The organism is Clostridium saccharoperbutylacetonicum N1-4(HMT), from assembly GCF_000340885.1.
Taxonomy (GTDB): domain Bacteria; phylum Bacillota; class Clostridia; order Clostridiales; family Clostridiaceae; genus Clostridium; species Clostridium saccharoperbutylacetonicum.
Genome location: NC_020291.1, coordinates 4,975,302 through 4,993,677 on the forward strand (window position 1 = coordinate 4,975,302; position 18,376 = coordinate 4,993,677).

General features: G+C 28.6%; 22 protein-coding genes. All 22 read right to left on the reverse strand.

Annotation, left to right across the window (positions count from 1 at the left end; genetic code table 11):
• Positions 1-26 precede the first annotated feature (26 nt).
• On the reverse strand, positions 27-407 hold the full coding sequence (locus CSPA_RS22145; protein WP_015394626.1) for an HAD family hydrolase: 381 nt from the start codon (positions 405-407) through the stop codon (positions 27-29).
• Positions 400-984, reverse strand: a complete 585-nt coding sequence (locus CSPA_RS22150) for an SIS domain-containing protein (protein ID WP_015394627.1) — start codon at positions 982-984, stop codon at positions 400-402. The genes CSPA_RS22145 and CSPA_RS22150 overlap by 8 nt, the downstream gene beginning before the upstream one ends.
• Positions 985-1,066: 82 nt before the next feature.
• Positions 1,067-1,588, reverse strand: a complete 522-nt coding sequence (locus CSPA_RS22155; protein ID WP_015394628.1) for a hypothetical protein — start codon at positions 1,586-1,588, stop codon at positions 1,067-1,069.
• Positions 1,589-1,653: 65 nt separating this feature from the next.
• The gene (locus CSPA_RS22160; RefSeq protein ID WP_015394629.1) at positions 1,654-2,772 is read right to left on the reverse strand and encodes a nucleoside-diphosphate sugar epimerase/dehydratase; all 1,119 of its coding nucleotides are present in this window, start codon (positions 2,770-2,772) and stop codon (positions 1,654-1,656) included.
• Positions 2,769-4,271 (reverse strand): NTP transferase domain-containing protein, encoded by a 1,503-nt coding sequence (locus tag CSPA_RS22165; RefSeq protein WP_015394630.1) that lies wholly within the window; start codon positions 4,269-4,271, stop codon positions 2,769-2,771. The genes CSPA_RS22160 and CSPA_RS22165 overlap by 4 nt, the downstream gene beginning before the upstream one ends.
• 47 nt (positions 4,272-4,318) lie before the next feature.
• A complete protein-coding gene (locus tag CSPA_RS22170) occupies positions 4,319-5,353 on the reverse strand; it encodes an ATP-grasp domain-containing protein (RefSeq protein ID WP_015394631.1) in 1,035 nt (344 codons plus the stop codon).
• Entirely contained in the window at positions 5,331-6,356 is a 1,026-nt protein-coding gene (gene pseB, locus CSPA_RS22175) for a UDP-N-acetylglucosamine 4,6-dehydratase (inverting) (protein ID WP_015394632.1), read from the reverse strand. The genes CSPA_RS22170 and pseB overlap by 23 nt, the downstream gene beginning before the upstream one ends.
• 48 nt (positions 6,357-6,404) lie before the next feature.
• A complete protein-coding gene (locus tag CSPA_RS22180) occupies positions 6,405-6,752 on the reverse strand; it encodes a DUF8042 domain-containing protein (RefSeq protein ID WP_015394633.1) in 348 nt (115 codons plus the stop codon).
• Positions 6,742-8,484, reverse strand: coding sequence for a motility associated factor glycosyltransferase family protein (locus CSPA_RS22185; RefSeq protein WP_015394634.1), 1,743 nt, complete (start codon positions 8,482-8,484; stop codon positions 6,742-6,744). The genes CSPA_RS22180 and CSPA_RS22185 overlap by 11 nt, the downstream gene beginning before the upstream one ends.
• A 147-nt stretch (positions 8,485-8,631) precedes the next feature.
• A complete protein-coding gene (locus CSPA_RS22190; RefSeq protein WP_015394635.1) occupies positions 8,632-9,531 on the reverse strand; it encodes a flagellin N-terminal helical domain-containing protein in 900 nt (299 codons plus the stop codon).
• Between the two features lie 170 nt (positions 9,532-9,701).
• Complete coding sequence (gene fliT / locus CSPA_RS22195) at positions 9,702-10,037, reverse strand: flagellar protein FliT (protein WP_015394636.1); 336 nt, start codon at positions 10,035-10,037, stop codon at positions 9,702-9,704.
• A gap of 50 nt (positions 10,038-10,087) precedes the next feature.
• Positions 10,088-11,689, reverse strand: coding sequence for a flagellar filament capping protein FliD (gene fliD / locus CSPA_RS22200; protein ID WP_017810404.1), 1,602 nt, complete (start codon positions 11,687-11,689; stop codon positions 10,088-10,090).
• Positions 11,690-11,756: 67 nt separating this feature from the next.
• Complete coding sequence (fliS, locus tag CSPA_RS22205; protein ID WP_015394638.1) at positions 11,757-12,137, reverse strand: flagellar export chaperone FliS; 381 nt, start codon at positions 12,135-12,137, stop codon at positions 11,757-11,759.
• 11 nt (positions 12,138-12,148) lie between these two features.
• Complete coding sequence (locus CSPA_RS22210) at positions 12,149-12,436, reverse strand: hypothetical protein (protein WP_015394639.1); 288 nt, start codon at positions 12,434-12,436, stop codon at positions 12,149-12,151.
• A 43-nt stretch (positions 12,437-12,479) separates the two neighbouring features.
• Positions 12,480-12,851 carry a flagellar protein FlaG gene (locus CSPA_RS22215; RefSeq protein ID WP_015394640.1) on the reverse strand — a complete coding sequence of 124 codons (372 nt, stop codon included), beginning with the start codon at positions 12,849-12,851 and terminating at the stop codon, positions 12,480-12,482.
• Positions 12,852-12,895: 44 nt separating this feature from the next.
• Positions 12,896-13,114, reverse strand: coding sequence for a carbon storage regulator CsrA (gene csrA / locus CSPA_RS22220; protein ID WP_015394641.1), 219 nt, complete (start codon positions 13,112-13,114; stop codon positions 12,896-12,898).
• Between the two features lie 4 nt (positions 13,115-13,118).
• Positions 13,119-13,544, reverse strand: a complete 426-nt coding sequence (fliW, locus tag CSPA_RS22225) for a flagellar assembly protein FliW (RefSeq protein ID WP_015394642.1) — start codon at positions 13,542-13,544, stop codon at positions 13,119-13,121.
• An 18-nt stretch (positions 13,545-13,562) separates the two neighbouring features.
• Entirely contained in the window at positions 13,563-14,756 is a 1,194-nt protein-coding gene (gene flgL, locus CSPA_RS22230) for a flagellar hook-associated protein FlgL (RefSeq protein WP_015394643.1), read from the reverse strand.
• Positions 14,757-15,252: 496 nt separating this feature from the next.
• Entirely contained in the window at positions 15,253-17,109 is a 1,857-nt protein-coding gene (gene flgK / locus CSPA_RS22235) for a flagellar hook-associated protein FlgK (protein WP_015394644.1), read from the reverse strand.
• 68 nt (positions 17,110-17,177) lie between these two features.
• Positions 17,178-17,588 carry a flagellar protein FlgN gene (locus CSPA_RS22240; protein WP_015394645.1) on the reverse strand — a complete coding sequence of 137 codons (411 nt, stop codon included), beginning with the start codon at positions 17,586-17,588 and terminating at the stop codon, positions 17,178-17,180.
• A gap of 2 nt (positions 17,589-17,590) precedes the next feature.
• On the reverse strand, positions 17,591-17,866 hold the full coding sequence (locus tag CSPA_RS22245) for a flagellar biosynthesis anti-sigma factor FlgM (protein ID WP_015394646.1): 276 nt from the start codon (positions 17,864-17,866) through the stop codon (positions 17,591-17,593).
• Between the two features lie 123 nt (positions 17,867-17,989).
• A complete protein-coding gene (locus CSPA_RS22250) occupies positions 17,990-18,334 on the reverse strand; it encodes a hypothetical protein (RefSeq protein WP_015394647.1) in 345 nt (114 codons plus the stop codon).
• Between the last annotated feature and the right edge of the window lie 42 nt (positions 18,335-18,376).

Here is an 18,376-nt window from a genome sequence, read left to right on the forward strand (position 1 = left end):
ATTATTCAATACAACACCACCTAAAATTATAGCCTTTCATCAACCTCAAAATTGGTTGCAAGAAAAACATCTCTATCTGTATTAATAGCAATTGCCGTTTCTAACCCAGATGGTTTTTTATCATTTATTAAAATCCTTTCTCCAAACGGTGCATTGTAAATAATATGATCAAATCGAATTCCGTTTTTAATTAAAAACTTTTCTGTTTCACTCTTCATATCTATTGTTCGAGAAGTTATAAAAACTATCATATCTTTTTCAGAAATATTATTAAAAAATTCTTTAGCTCTTTGTAATAATGAATCTTCGCCATCTATTTTATATCCATTATGCTTAGCTATCGTACCATCAATATCAAATATCCAAGTTTTCCCTAACGGAGATACTTTTATATCCTTACTATTCATCTTTTAATAAATCTCCTATATGTCCACCTGGATGATTTTCTTTAAAATCCTCTAGCTTAATTTCCATACGCATAGCTATATGCATAGCTAGAGCTTGTAATATTATGAGATTCAGCGTAGTAGAATTATTAGGCATTATATTCCACATGTCGCCTTCATTTTCTAAATCTAGAATAACTATATCTTCAATCATTGAGGTTAATGTACTCTTCTTACAAAAAGATAACAACCATAATCTAGCATCCTTCATTTTTAAATGTTTTACTAGATAAACTGATTCAGAAGTTTCTCCACTTTTTGTGAGAACTATAACCAAATCATCTTTATGTACAACACCAATATCACCATGAATTGCTGAATTTGTATGTAAAAAACAAGAATTTAATCCTAAAGATGACATAGTTCCAACAAACTTTTCACATATTGGAACATTTTTTCCAAGACCAGAAACAATAATTTTTTTTCCACTTCTTAAAGTGTTCACACTTTCATCAACAAGTCTGTTAAAAGATTCTTCATCTACACTATCTAAAGATTTAGAAATAATCTTTAATAGATCTTCAAAATAAGATATCATAATACTTCCTCCAAAATCAAATTCACTATTAAAATATTAAAGAGATAAATCAAAAAATATAAAATATATATCACACCAACAGTTATTCTATTGAAAGAAACTTTTTTATCTTTTCATCGTTTCCATTATAATTCGGAGGTATAATCTTTTTACATTCTTTAAGTCCATATATTCCTATAGCAATCAGTTCTTCCAATGTAATTCCTTTCTTTCCAATAAGTTGTCTTCCATTCCTACCTTCTGGTTCTTCTAGTGAAATTATTATAAGTTTATCTGTAAACATATATAAACAATAAAATTTCATTAAATATTCCGCTTCTTCTCTAGAAAAATCATAAATATCACATATTTTATTCGAAAACATTTTTCCTATTTTTTTTACATTTTCATCATAAGTCAATATTATGATTTTTTCCGCTCTCACTCTATCTATGAATTCACTAAGATGCAAAAGAGCATAATAATTATATTCAGCATTTAATGATGGCATTAAAATAACATAATCTTCATCACCTAATTTATACTTATTGCATATTTCAATCCATAAGTTCCGTCCTTCTTGTGCCTTATTAATATTTTGTTCAAGTATTTGTCTTATTTCCATATTCGTTAACCACATCCTATTTATATTACACAACTTCATAAATATATATAATTTACTTTTCAATTCTATACAGAGTCTGTATCCCATATAATATCTTTATTTAATATACGAGTAAATTTTTCTGCTCCTATCTCATTTAAGTGTGAAACATCATAAAAATCGCTATCCTCAAATAATTTATTATTAAAATAATCTAGAAATTGAAAACTATATTGTTCTTTTACTTTGTTAATTATTGAGTAAAATTCTTCTTTCATAGATTGAAGAAAATACTTTGAATAGTATTTTGATACTGGACAAACAACTATTATCGGTTTTATATTATTATCTTTTAATAATTGTAAGTATTTTTGTAAAATCTCAGTATTCTCTTTTACTGTTTCATAATAATTTTTATTACAATCCAATAAAGCTTGCCTCTTTCCATATTCTTCATTAACTAAATCAATTTTTTTATCAGAAGAAGTTATGTTCCATTTCACTTTAGGATATCCATAAATATCTAAATGGAATACTTCTTTAACAATATATTCATTATTCTCAGTCTCACTTAAATATCTATCTATGTCCAATAAATGATGTTCTTTACCAATAGCTTTATAATAAGCCTGTACCTTTCCCTTCATTGCTGAAAGTGACATATCATATTCAAATGAGTAATAACTCAAACTTATTATTACATACTTTAGATTTTTCATTTCTTCCTTGTATTTATCTATTGCATAATTAACCAAATTATAGTCATAATACAAATCTTGGCTGTGTCTTGTCAATTTATTAAAATTTTTGATTAATACTTTTTCATTTATTCCCTTTTCAGCATATGATATTCCAGTAATTATGCCTTCAACATTTTCCCTGTTGTTATATAGCTGTAAAAGGTCAAATTCTACATAACTCCAAAATGAGTCAATATACTTAAAAAACTGAAGTACTTTCACCTGGTTTATCCCAATCTCAATTAGTTGATTATATATTTCATCATTGAATTGACTTGCTATTATAATATAGTCAAAATTTATTTCTTTAATATTTTCTGGACAAATAACTTCTTTTTCATCGAATATTTTCCCCCATTTACTCTTATCATTATCACAATAACATACTATATCAACATCTTCTTTCAATCCACTATTTACTATTTTTGATGTAGCTCCTGTTCCAAAAATAATTACTTTCTTCACTTTAGAATTTCCTCCAAATAATAAAGTCCATTATAAAATGCCCCACATATTGAATCATAATCTTCCCATGCATATGTTGTAAGAGATAGCCATATTATTGCATGTATAAGTTTAATATCTTCTTTTCTTACGTTTTCTCCAATTAATTCAAAAAAGTAATCTTCCGTATCTTCCCATCCATTAGAATCTATTTCCAGATTAATATTATCTTCATTAATATTTATTCTAAACCTTTTTAAATTAAATTGGTCATAGTTTCCTACTATTGAATAATATAATTTAGCCCAATCATAGGCCACATCTCCATATAATTCAACAAATCCAAAATATCCTCTTGGATCAATCAATTTAGGATCAATACCTTCTTTCAAAACTATATTAGAAAAAGTACAATCTCCGTGCAATAATTTAAATTCTTCAATCGAATAATTAGAGAACATCTTTTCTAGTTTTTCTTTACTATAAAATATGTTTCGACATTGTCGACCATTTATAGTTATTACCTCTTTATCTGCATAAGGCACTAAATCTCTTATTTTATTCAATCTGTCAAATGTCTTAGTTATATAAGCTTCTTTAATACTAAAATAATCTACAGTAGCTTGGCCAAGTTCATGTAGCTCTTTTAGATTACCTATTATATTTTTTAATATTTCCTTTTTCTGATCGTATGTAAAATCATATTCAAATACATTCTTTCCGTCTATTTTCTCCATTTCTAATGGTTCAAATGAATAAATTTCCGGAATTTTATTGAAACCTAATTTTTTAACTTCTTTATACCATTTTTTTTCTCTTACAGCTAATTTCTGTCCTTGCTCATCAATTCCTTCTTTTATAATTGTCTCTTCCTTAATGATCAATTTATTGAAAGGTCTACATCTATCACTTTCAATCTTTTCATGTTCTTTTAATAATCCAAACTCTTTAGTCCTATTTAAAGAAACAATATTAAATTTAATTTTTTTGTTTTTCAACCACCTTACAAATTCTCCTGAAGTTGGCACATCTGAAATTATTGATTTTTCTTTAAATATAAACAAACCTGCAACACCTGTATTTTCAGATGGTACTTCTTCAAATTCACCATTTTCATATCTCCATCTGCACGTGAAATCTTTTGATAATCCAATACAATTTGACTCAGTAATACTAATAGTAAAATCATCTGATAACACTAAGTCAGACCATATAAGCATAAATGCTTCTTTATTTGGAATCAATTCAAGTGCATCATTAATTCCAGCACAGGTACCTTGCTTTCCTCTTGCGTCTACAACCAAGTATTTCACCTCTGCAAATACTTCTAAATAGCTCTTTAGTACATCTATTTTATAATCACCTATTATTATAAATTTCTTATCTGGATATTTTTTAAATAGATGAAATATCATTGGAAGATTTTTAATAGGAACTAAAGCCTTAGGCTTATTACTGGTTAAGTACTCCATTCTTGTTCCTTTTCCACCTGCTTGTACAATAATATATTCAAATTCCACAAAATTCACCTCAATCATAAATCAAGTACTATAACTTTAGTTCTTTATTATATATAAACCGCTTCTTCGTAACGAAGCATAGTAATTTCTTTAAATTCTTTTGTATATTTCACTTGTCCTCCATCCAGGATGCTTAAAATTTGTCGTCCATAATCTGCTCCAGCTTCAAATGATAAAGGAACTCCTCCTCCAAACCTTGGATTAATCTCTAATAAGTAAACTTTTTCTTCCAGTGTTTTAAAGAATTGTATCGTTAATGGTCCACATAAAGCTAGTCCATTTTTATCCCTTAACTTATTTAAATATTCTATTACTTTCAATGTTTCATCTATTATACTTTTATTTTTTTCAGTAGCACTTTTTACTACTTCTCCTGATCTAACTTCAATTCTTTTTCTTGGCACTATATATATTGGATTTCCACTTAAATCTACTAAGGTATCAACTGTATATTCATCTCCTGAAATAAATTCTTGTATCATTCCATCCTTTACATATTCTTCAAAGAATTTCAATTCTTTAAAATTATTAATTTTAAAGACATTATCGCTACCCATTCCACATTTAGGTTTTACTATTAATGGAAATTTATCAATATCACCATAAGTTAAAATGTCTCCAAGTTCAGTTTTTGAATAAACCTTAGGTATATTAATTACTGAATTAACAAAATACTCATAAGTTTCTTCTTTATCTTTACATATATTTAATATTTCTTTATTACTTAATAATACAATCGTTCCTATACTATAAAATTGACTTCTTTCATTATGTAATATTTCAAATTCTCCTTCATATAAAGGAATCAATACTTTAACTTTTTCTTTTTTACAAATTTCCATTAACGTCTCAATGTAATTTTTTTCACTTGCTTTTGGAATTTTATAAAATTTATGTACAAAAGCTTTAGCCGGATTAATTTCACTTGCATCTACACCAATCACCTTAAAACTTTTACTTAAATGTTTGATAAGCTGCACTCTTTTTCCTATAGAAGTTAGCAATAAACTTGGTTTATTATCCTTAATTATCCTTTGTCCATTGTCCATCGTACATTGATTATTTGTATTTTTCATAATCATATAAGCCTTCTTTTTTAAGCACTTCTCTTAATTTTTGCACATTAAGCCATTCTTTATTAGTTCCAGAATTATATTCAAAACCATCTTCTACTAATTTTCCACCTGGAGTCATATGATTTTGAGAATTCCACCAGTCGAAGTGAGGATATATTATATAATGTTTTTCATATTCATAAGTCATTCTTGAATCATCTTTGGCAACCATTACTTCGTCAAGTTTTTCGCCTTCTCTTATTCCTATTTCCTCTATATCAGCATTATTTAACATTGCAAAAGCTAAATCAGTAATTTTAAAGGAAGGTATCTTTGAAATATAAGTTTCTCCTCCTCTTGATTCTTTAAGAGCTTTAATTACCAAATCTACGCCTTCATCTAAGGTTATCCAAAATCTCGTCATTCTTGTATCAGTTATCGGTAATACCTTCTTGCCTTCTTTTATTAGTGCTTCAAAAAATGGAATTACAGATCCTCGACTTCCCGATACATTTCCATATCTAACAACTGAAAAAACTGTTCCATGTCCAGCTGAATAAGCGTTGCCTGAAATAAATAATTTATCCGAAACAAGCTTTGTTCCTCCATATAAATTTATTGGATTAACAGCTTTATCAGTAGATAACGCTACAACCTTTTTAACATTACAATCAATTGCTGCATCAACAATATTTTGCGCTCCATGAATATTAGTTTTTATAGCTTCAAAAGGATTATATTCACATGCTGGGACTTGTTTCATTGCAGCTGCATGAATTACATAATCTATATCTTTAAAAGCTCTATAAAGCCTTTCTTTATCCCTAACATCTCCAATGAAAAATCTCAATTTATGTACTTTATCAGGATACTTGATTGAAAAATTCTTCCTCATTACATCCTGCTTAAATTCATCTCTTGAATATATTATAATTTTCTTCGGATCATACTCATTTAGAATTCTTTCAGTAAACTTTTTACCAAAAGAACCTGTACCACCTGTTATTAAAATTGATTTACCATTTAACATGCTACCCCTCCAAATACATAGTATTAAAATATATACACTTTAAATTTCTTAACGATTAATTATCTCTCCTAACTTATCTTTAATATCGTTTAAGATTGGTGTTATTTCATAACTAAACAAATCACCTACTAATATAAAATCTTCATTGTCTAAAGCTTCTATAGTTTCTTCTAGCTTTTCATTCAAATCTCCAACAGATATTTCTACTTTTTGAAGATCTCTAGTTAAACTTATTACTTGAGTAATCCATTCTATACCATCGCAAATCAATGGAATTAACTTCACTCCTTTTTCTTCATTTCCACTATTTATTGCATTTCCTAATTCGTTAATTCCACTATTCAAATTATCTATATAATTATAAGCATCCTTCAATACTTCAAGCTTATTTTCCATCACCATTCTCCTTTAATTCTTTAACTGTATTTTCTATTTTATTATAACATTCTTTTACAATATTTTTTATTCCTGCATAAATTGCAGCTGATCTTTCAACATTCTTTTTAAACATAACTTTTTCAGAATCATTTTTATTTATTACAAACTCGTTATTACTTTCCACTTCATATATCATTCTGCTTAATGCAAAATTAAGGATATATAATTCTTCTAAATTTCTTCTAATTTCTTGATCAACTTTGTTTAATGCATTTTCACTTTCATATAACTTTTTATCATTTTTTATATTATAGCTTTGTTTATAATCCTTTAATAATCTATCTGCTTTTTCACACAGCTTTATGTATTTGTTAAAATTCTTTAATGACTCTTCTAATTTTTCAATTATAATTTTTGTTTTATCTTCTTTTTCCAAATATTCATTCAAATCAACAACATCGTATTTATCTAATTTTTTTAAAACTTCCGATAATTTTTCATTTTTTGCTCCCCTAATATTAGCTCCACCTTCAGTAGCATTTATAAATTCAATTTCTGGGCATGCATCTATTATTTGTTCCATTGATTTTTTATAATCATTTAATAATAAACTAGTCCTTACAGGTTCCCCATTTATATCTTCCACATATATATCATCATCACGTTTGTACTCATCAAATCCCCATTCTCTCCATCTATTTCCCGATGATATATCATGTCCTCGTTCTCCAGTATATGCAAAATCTTGACCTATAAAAATAATCGGACTACATCCCATATATATAGCTAAAACTGTTAAACTATGTGCTATCGAACCTCCGCAGCTTAAAATATAAGGAGGTTCATCCCATAAATCATCTAAAAATGTATTTATTCTAGTAATAAAATTATTTTTATTGTGTTTTTCTAAAATTCCAGGATGTATTTGATCGTTATAAATAAGGGGACAATTTATCTTATCAATATATTTTTCTACGAGTCTATATGAAACATCAGCTGGGTCAACAACACCAATTGCATTTGGCATTATATTTTTTTCCATTAATGTTGTTAAAGTTCTTCCACCACTTAAAATCAAAGCATTTTTTACATTTTTTAAATTATCAATATTTTTACTCAAAGATGGTCCTGCTGAAACTATTATAGCAGGTTTATTCTCATATTTTCCCCTTAAATTATTTACCATTGTTGATTTAGCAATATACTTTAAGTTTCTTAAAAAATTATCAAATCTCAACTCTCCCGAAACAATTCCTGTATTCCTTACCAAAATAACGCTGATCAGTTCATCTCTTATAAGATAATAAGTTTTCATTAATTCCTTTTTATAAACTTTTAAATACTTACCATAAATTAGTGTTTGTAGCTGATTAACATTAACTTCATTTATATTTTCAGCAAAAAACAATTTAATATCATCATTATCTTCAAGCAATGTAACTCTTGGATTTTCTAATATTCTTCTAATTTTTAAATCTTTTTTGCAATATTCTTTCAACTCTTTATTAAACTCTATAATTAAAATTTTACTATTTTCATAAGTTATTTTTAGTAATTCTTCAATGTGTTCAGCAAAAGACAATCCAAAGACTACATAATTATCTTTTTCTGTTATTTGATCTAAATTGCTCAAAAACTTTTCAATTTCTCGCTTTTGATTGTATTTGCTTCCCAAATACATTTTTTTGTCATCTATATTAACTTTTAATATCTTATATCCATCTTTTGACACATCTATCTCTAAACTCATGCTATCACTTCACTCCTTATAAGTAATTATCGACAGCTTTCATTTTTTCTTAAATATTATTTTTAAATAACTTTAATTCAAAGCATAATTCTATATTTTTTTAATAAAAAAAGAGTGCCAAAACGACACTCTTTAATTCTTATAAAATTAGCCTTGTAATAAGTTAAGAACTTTGTTTGGTTGTTGGTTAGCTTGAGCTAACATTGATTGTGCAGCTTGAGTTAAGATATTGTTCTTAGTGTAATTCATCATTTCCTTAGCCATATCTGTATCTCTTATTCTTGATTCTGCTGCTTGTAAGTTTTCTGATGTATTATCAGTAGCAGTAATAGTATGTTCTAATCTGTTTTGAACAGCTCCTAAGTTAGCTCTCATTGTTGATACTTGGTTAATAGCATCATCAATAACCTTTAATGCAGCAACTGCTCCACCTTGGCTTGAAAGAGAAATATTACTTAAGCTTGCTTCAGCATTAACTGTAGTTGTACCTACCCCATTACTATAACTCATTTGAGCGAAACCAGTACCAGTAGCATTCTTAGTTCCAAGGTTGTTTGCTTTAGCAGAACTTAATTGTACTGATATATCATTACCTTTTTCTCCACCAACTTGGAATGTAACTTTTCCAGCTGCAGAACCAGTTAAGTTGATTCCATTGAAGTTAGTTGTAGAAGCTATTCTTGAGATTTCTGATTTTAATTGAGCAACTTCTGTTTGAATTTGCTTTCTATCAGCTGATTGTAAAGTTCCATTAGAAGCTTGAGTAGCTAATGTTTTAAGTCTTTGTAACATTGCATGAGTTTCAGTCATTGCACCTTCAGCAGTTTGTACTAAAGATACACCATCTTGAGCATTAGTTGAACCTTGATCTAATCCTCTGATTTGAGATCTCATTTTTTCAGAGATTGCTAATCCTGCAGCATCGTCTCCAGCTCTGTTGATTTTTTGACCTGAGCTTAATTTTTCAATAGATTTTGAAGCAGCTCCTGTGTTGATTCCCATTTGTCTGTGTGCATTCATAGCACTAAGATTGTGATTAATTATCATTATAATTTCCTCCTTGATTTTTGAAATTTGGACTTCCATGTCCTAATTTAAAATAATTTATATCAACTCTTAAGAGTTAATAGCTTAAGCTTATGTTTATTTATTCGTCTTATTTATAAATTACTTTATACTTTTTCGAAATTTTTTTTCAATAATTTTATTTAATTACCTTATTTACTTCTAGCAGTAAAAAAATTCTGAAATTCAAAAGCTCTATTATAATTCTTGGCAGCTTGACGGCCTCTTTTAATAACATCCATTTTACTTTTTATTTTTACCTGTTCTACTTTCATTAACCTTACAAGTTCTTCATCTAGTATTAATAAATCAAAATCATTAACTATTTTTTTAAATTCTTCTGAGGAAAAATTCAAATTTTTAATATTCTCCAATACTTCGCTTCTTTTCTCGATAAGCTCTTCAAATTCATCATTATCCTGCTTAATTTTTTCTATTAATTCTAAAGTGATTTTTTTATAATTCTCTAAACATTCATACAAATTCATATTTAGCACTCTTTTCAATTAAAAGTTATTTTATAATCTATGTATTAAAGTTAGCTTCCACTAGAAAAATAACTAGACAATGACGATTGTTGAGATTGCAATTTACTCAAGGCACTTTCCATTTTTGCATATTTAGTATAAAGTGTATTTTCTCTATCATCTAAGTCAGTTTTCATCTCTGCTATTTTCTTTTTCATATCAGTTATTTGCTTGCTTAAATCGTTTGTCAATGCATTTTTTCCATTTTCAGTTCCAGCTAAACTATCAAATGTAGAATCCGTCTTTTTAACTTGATTCCACATTACATCTCCTAGCTGCTTACCTAACCCTGAAGAAGATACAGTTCCTGTATTTTTTGAAAAAAGTTCTTGTACTGCATCCATATTATTTTCAAGTGCTGTTGTAAGAGCAGCATCATCAATTTCATACAATCCATTCTGTGATGAATAATCTTCAACTGGCTTTATACCGATCTTTTCTAATGTTAATCCAGAAGATGACACCATTTTATCTCCTGTTATCCCTGACATTGCATCTTTCATACTTTGTGCTAATTCGTCTAAATAACTATCATTATGCAGCAATCCCGTTTTTGCCTTAGTTTCCCATTTTGTAATTTGAGTTTCTGACATATCTTTTTTTTGATCATCAGTTAGCGGCTGATAAGCTTTATCATATTTCTCATATAATTTTGTATTAATCTTTCCTAAAAGAGCATTGTAGTCAGTTATAAAAGATTTTATTTTATCTTTCACCCCACTTACATCCTTTGAACCTGTAATTTTAACCGAAGTTCCTCCAGTAAAATTACCGCTTGCATCTGGTGTTGTACTTGCTCCTGTTGTATCTTTAAAATTAAAAGTTACTCCATCAAGAGTTACATTATTACTATTACTCTTATGTTGAGAATCTGATATTGTATATGTAGTTCCATCAGCTTTTTTAATAGTTGCATAAAGATTTTTACCAGTAGCAGTCTTTGTAGCTGTATTTAATTCTGTTCCACCGCTATCTTTTAATGTAGCTGTAAAACTTATATCACTTCCCATATCAGATGATTCTATTACTATCCCACCAGAAAAATCACTAGTTTTTGCTGTTGCACTTATTCCTTTTGCTTTTAGTGCAGCATTCAATTCTGATGTTATTTGTGATTGACTCTTTCCAGATGTGTTAATAGTATCTATTGATTTTCCTCCAAAAACAAGATCCAAAGTAGCTGATGAAGATATATCTGTTGCTTTTAGTGTTGTAGAAGCTTTTGCTGCTAACTGTGCTACATCAACACTATAATTTTCAATAGCTGCCCCGGCTGCTCCAGTAACTGAAACAGTTCCGTCTTGAGTTGACGTAAACTTTGACGCATTATACGTACTTGACATTAATAAACTACTTGATCCATCAGATGTTAAATATTTAGTATACAACGCATTAGCATCTTTCATTATATCTCTGTATGCTTCCTGTTTCCATTCTAATAACTGTTCTTTTTGCTGTTGTGTTGTATATTTTGTTTTATAAGGCTGCATAGATGCCGAAACAAGTGCATCAGTATCTAACAATCCTGTAATTCCTGTCATTCTAACTGTCATTTTTATCACTCCTTTTTTTATTTCATCTTCTTGTAATATTGTAATATATAATAAATTCACAATTTTAATCACCAATAACATTGATTGACGATTTACACTTTTGCTTATTGATATTTATAATCGAATATTATCCCTGTCTCTTAGCTTCTTTATATGCGTCATGCCATAGATTACTAACATCTTCTATCAAAGGAATAATTTCATCCATTATTTTGACGTCTTTCTTCAAATTAGCTTGTACTAATTGTCGCTTAATGAACTCATATATGCTAAGCATTTGTTTTGTCCATTCTCCTTGAGTAGTATCTAAACTAACCATTAACTCTGTAAATATATCTTGTGTCCTAATTAAACTAGAATTAGCTTTTTCGATATCCTTATCTACCATAGCTTGTCTTCCAATCTTTGCAAATTTAACTGCACCCTCAACCAACATTAATAATAATTGTTCTTTAGATGCATAATTTACACTATTACTTTTATACACATTATAAGCATTTGGATACATTTCTAGTCCTCCTATTTTTTTGCGTCTAAAATTCTTCCTTTAGAATTATCTTCATAAATATTTTCAATTTTTTCTGCTCTAATTGACATTGATTTATGTTCATATTTCACTCCATCAATTGTAACGTATCTCATAATTTTTTTTTGTTTATTATTCTTTTCTCTTTCGTTGGAGTTCTTTTCATCTTTCAAATCTTTTTTCCCTGTAATCTTCTTTCCAGAATGTATTTTACTTATTTCTATTTCTTCTTGGAGTTTTTTTCTCATATCAGTATCTATTTTATTCAATATAAATTCCAACTATATCTCCTCCATCAGATTATTATACATATTTTCTGAAAAGTTATACTTTTTTATCTAACAATCCATCTTCCCTTAATAGACTTGCAATCATATCTAATATCTTTTTAGGCGGCGCTTCTAAAACAGTTTCTTTTGTCTTATCATCAACTATTTTAATTATCATAGTACCTAAATCTTTATGAATAGAATATTCTGCATGAGTTTTTTCTGGTTCTAAAAACTTATTTAAATAATTCATAGCCTTATCTAATTCTTTTTTATCAATTGGATTTTTATTTTGATCATTAATATCTGTTTTATCTGTTTGCTTAACATCTGAAGTTTTAATATTGTCAGCAGCAACATTATCATCACCAGTATTATTATAAGCATTATTGACATTTATAGCATTTCTAATTCCATTAACATCCATGTTTTACATTCCTCCCTACCTTTTATTCGCATTTCCCTTGCTCATTATTTCTTTGCTATGTTCTTCAATAAACCAATATCAATTTTAATTGCTTCTTTATTTTCATCTTTAACCTGATCATAAAGTTCTTTTCTTAATATAGATACATTCTTAGGGGCATTCACTCCTATTTTTACACTTCCATCTTCAATTTTGCTGATAGTAATTTCTATGTCATCACCAATCATGAGTGATTCACCTTTTTTTCTCGTTATAATTAGCATTTAATCACTCCTTTATCAAGGGCTCTTTAACTTTATATTTAGAGTTATCTACTATTATTTGTTCCCCTAAATTATTAGAAATATTTATAATTATTGGACCTTGTAAATTAGTCGTTATCTTTTTTATATCTGAATTTAACGTTATAGTAGTTAAAATCATAACTTCTTGTGAAGACTGTATATTTAAGTTATTAATTGCTTCATTATTTAAATTAATCTCATAATCATCAAAAAATTCATATGGAGATGTTACAATAAACCCAATTTCTTCATCTTCTAATGAATGAAGCAATTTGAAAGGTTCTGTATCCTTTAAATCAACAAGAAAAAACTTTCTTAACTGATCAAAACCCAAAACTCCTTTTTTAAAAGTAATTATATCCTTATCTTCATATGTTATTTCACCATGAACCTTTGACATGTACTTCATCTATATACACCCTCTATTTTAAATATAATCTAATAATGTCTTTGTTAATACTTTTCCGCTTACTTGAAGAGATGCAGTATAAACAGTTTGAGCTACTGAATATTCCATAGTTTTTTGAGTATAATCAACATCTCCAACTTCTGATAAAACATTTGTCATATTATAGTTTTGATCTTCATTAGTTGATTGAGCTGAATCCATTCGATTTTGTAATGCTCCTACATTTGATCTACATCTTAATAAATTCTTAGTTATGTAATCCATACTTTCTAATTGATTAGTATTAAGATCCTTTAAATTAGCTGCAGTTGGATTACTCATATCTGTTACTATACTATTAATTACATCAGATACATTTACCTTTGTACCTGTGTTAGTATCAGTAAAGTTTAATATATTTGATGCAGTTTGATTGTAATCCACAGTAACTCCTGTTGATATTTCACCTTTTAAGCTTGAACCTATTTGGTTTACAGCTGTATACGATGAATATAAATCATTACCAGACCCAGTCCAAGTAGCTGTTTCTAAATCTGTCTTTAGGGTTGCTGCATTTTTAGGATTATTCGAAACATCTACAGTAGAAACAGTCTTTGGTGTTACTGTTGGTGGAGTTGTACTCGTATCAGTCACCTGCATCATAATATCAGTTCCATTTATGCACATGCTGGTAACACTTTTTGTTCCACTTGTAATTTGAGCTCCAGTTGCAGTACATGGTAACTTATTTCCATCCTTATCTAAATAACTAATTGATCCATCACTATTTGCTTTTACAGGTTTTGAATTACTCTTGGTTCCACCAAAAATGTAATTTCCATCATAAGATGAATTTAATATATCTCCTAGCTGCGAAACCTTTTGTACTACTTCATCTTTAATATTGTTTATTTCATCCGGCGAATAAGAACCATTTCCAGCCTTAACCATAAGTTCTCTTATTCTAGAAAATACATTTCCTGCTTCTGATAATGCTGTATCTGTAGTATCCAGCCAATTTGACATATCCTTTATATTTGAATTATATTGCTTATTTGCTGCAATTTCACTATTTAATTGCATAATTCTTGTTGCAGTAGATGGATTATCTGATGCCCTCTTTATAAGACTACCTGATGATAGTTGATTTTGCAAAGTGCTCATATTCCCTAAATTTCTTCTTGTGTTATTTAAATAATTTGCAACAAGCATTGAATTAGTTATTCTTGGCATATTTATTTTCACCTCTTCTTTGATATCAAAAATTTTCTTACTATAATCAATTTGCCCTTATTATCAATTCTCCAACATATAAATTATTTTAATTTATTGATATAGATATCCAAATTAATAATCAAACTGATAAATGGAATATACATGCATCATTGAGAAATTATAATCTTAACACTACTCTAGAAATTAGATACATTTTTCTGGAAGCAGGCATGTGAAATTGAGCTGATGATGGTTCTTAATGGGGGCTTGTTTCATTTTCAGCTTGTCTAAAAGTGAATGTCCAAATTTTATATTTGGAAACATGAACTTTCTCCTTGGAGCTTTTACATCTGGAACACGCTGAAATGATGACAAGCTGCCATTTAGAACCTTCTAGCGAAAATTTCACTAGTCCTGTGGAAGATAAATGTATCTGATTTCGGTAATTGTTGCATAAGTATAATTCTTGCATTGTATATCTATAACTTATCATCGATAATTATTGACTAAACTTTTACTTCATCAATCCATTTATAACTACATCTAGCAATTCACTAACAGTACTTATTACCTTTGCATTTGCTTGATATGCATGTTGATATTGTATTAAATTTGTTGTTTCTTCATCTATTGAAACTCCTGATTCTGATAATCTATCATTTTCATAAGTTTCTAATTGAGTTTCTGAATTTGCAAGATCGCTTGCTACCCCTTTAGTTACTGTAGCTAAGTCACTAATTAAACTCTTATAGTAATTATCCATAGTTGTTCCTGTAGAATTACCATTTAAATCACATAATTCAGTTGTACTTTTAAAGGTAACTCCTGAATTTCCTCCTGCTGCTGAGGTCCTGTTAAAGAAGTCATTCCTTGTGGATGTACTTGTTACATCAATTTTATTCAAGTCCATTTTTACGTTTTTCAAACTAGCTATTGCTAAAGCTCTTGTTCCTGCATGTTCTCCACTTGTATCAGCATCAGTTAATCCACAATTTAATTTTGATGGGTCTGTCTGTAGTACTGAATTAACTGTTATATTCTTAGCATTGATACCTGTATCAGTAACTCCTGCTGTTCCATTAGTTGCTTTAGTTACAAAAATTGCATCTTTATTTGTAAGTGGTGATGTTGCCGTTCCATCAGTTCCAGTTTGAATTGCGTTAACTGTATATGCAAGTCCAGCTGCCAATTTATCTAATTGATTCATAGAATTTTGAATCGTAGTTTGTACAGTTTGCTTACCTCCAACTTCACCAGTCTTTATATCAAAAATTACATTTGCACTATTAGTATTAAAATTACTTAATGTTATTGTTGCATTTCCAGCTGCACTATAGGCTGAAAGCCCATTTAAATCATTTGCATTCGTAGAAACATCCTGAACTAGACCATTTTGGTCTCCAACAAGGATTCTATTTTGCATTAAGCCTTTTCCTATTGTATCTAATTGTGTTGCATCAGTAGCTGCAGAACCTGTAATTGTTATTGTTTTTATGTTAGTTGTATCTCCCATAACTGCATACGATACTGTAAGAGTTGGTGCTGCTGGATTTGTTGTAGTATCTAAACTTGTTCCTGTAACATAAGATAATCTATTACAATTTGCACCTGTAAAGTCGTTTCCATCAACAAAATTTACTGTATTTGAACCTAATGTTGTAGTAATATCTACTGCTTCATATTTTTCTCTTTTAGTTGATATTCCAAATTTTTCACTTAATTCGTCAAGCAGATTATCTCTTTTATCCATTAAGTCATTTGGTGTCATCCCAACAGCTGATACACCTGCTATCTGCTTATTTAACTCATTAACTTGATCTAACATACTGTTGATGTCTGTAACATCACTTCCCAATGTAGTTTGAATATCATTTTTTTTAGTTTCAAGTTCTGTATATCTAGTATTTAATGCACCCGCTAAAGTTTGAGCTTGTTGTAAAGCTACTGTTCTATTACTTGACTTTGTTGGATCCAAAGACAATGTTTGAAACTTTGCATAAAAATCACTTAAAGCTTGTTGTACACCTGTATCCGATGTTTCATTTAATATGTCTTCAACTTGTGTTAAATAGCTATTTTTTTCACTTAATGCACCATTAGCTGTTCTTTGAGTTCTAACTTGATAATCTTTGAAGACATCTCTAATTCTTTCTATTGTTTTTATTTCTGCACCAGTACCAACTTGTCCAGCTGAACAGCTATCAAATCTTGACATTCCTCCAAAAGGTCTTGTAGTTTGAATTACAGCTCTTTGTCTTGAATATCCTGTTGTACTTGCATTTGAGATATTGTGTGATGTCGTATTGATATTTCCTTGTTGTACATTTAAACCTCTTTTTGCAATGGTAAATGTATCAAATAGTCCTGACATTTATTTTCCTACCTTTCAATAATTCCAACTTCCATGTCATAAAAATTTTTACATCCTTATTGTTTGTTTTATCTTGACAAATTACCATATGAATTATATGTTTTAATTTCTCTATTTGGATTAAGCAACTGTAACATTTTATTATTAAAAACTAGTTGCTGCTTTAATAATAATTCATTGGTTTCTTTTCTGGCTATCACTTGATTCAAATTTTCTTGAATCTCACTATATAATTTCTTTAGTTCATCATCATTTGATTCCATAACAATCTCTTTAATACTTCTATTTTCTGTTACATTTCTTCTTTCTACTTCATCTTTTGCTATTTTCTTACCACAATCATAAATCTTATCAACTAACCCTTCTAAACCAAACACATCTTTACTCATTATCATGTTATATTGAGTTTCCAACAACTCTAAAAGTTTCCTAAGCTCTTGATCTTGGTTTTGCATTAATTTAATAAGTTCTTTCATCATAGTTATTCATTTTGCTCCTTCATTGCATTTAATAAACTTTTTGCAGTTAATCTAGCATCAATACTGTACGTACCACTATCTATCCTATTTTTAATCTCAGTTATCTTTTTTATATTTGCCGCATTATTTTCTAAAGAATAATTTTTAAGACTTTTTCCAAGGTCTGAGATTTCTATTGTGTCCACATTTCTAGTCTTTGTAACTTTATCTACATTTTTACCACTATTAGAATTATAAGCATTTATATATGCTGATCTACTTATTCTATCAATACTCATATCACACGTCTCCATTCCTTATCCTAATATTATAGTTATCGTACAAATTTCAATTAAGTTTACACTTTTTTCTTATAAAAAAAAAGAAGAGGCCCCCCTCTTCATATATTCAAACTCATCCTATTATTTAATTGCTTTTATTTTAGCTATATCATACCAATTATTTGCTGTTATCATTTCAACATTATTAATGTCTTTCTTTATGCTCGTGATGTCTTCTGCTGTTCTTTCTACTTGTTCATGTGTAGATTCTAATTTCTTTTCTATTCGTTCTTGACTTTGCTTTAACTCCTTAATATCTTGTTCCATTAAACCAATTTTACTTTCTATACCACCAATTTTAGTTTCTATCCCGCTAACTTTAGTTTCTATTCCAGTCACTTTGGTCTCCATTACTGTTATTTTATCATCCATAGTATTTATCTTAGTTTCAAGCCTGCCAAGAATTTCTAGAATTTGCTTTTCCATTTTTTCACCTCACATGCTACTTTTTTAGTAATCCTGTAAATT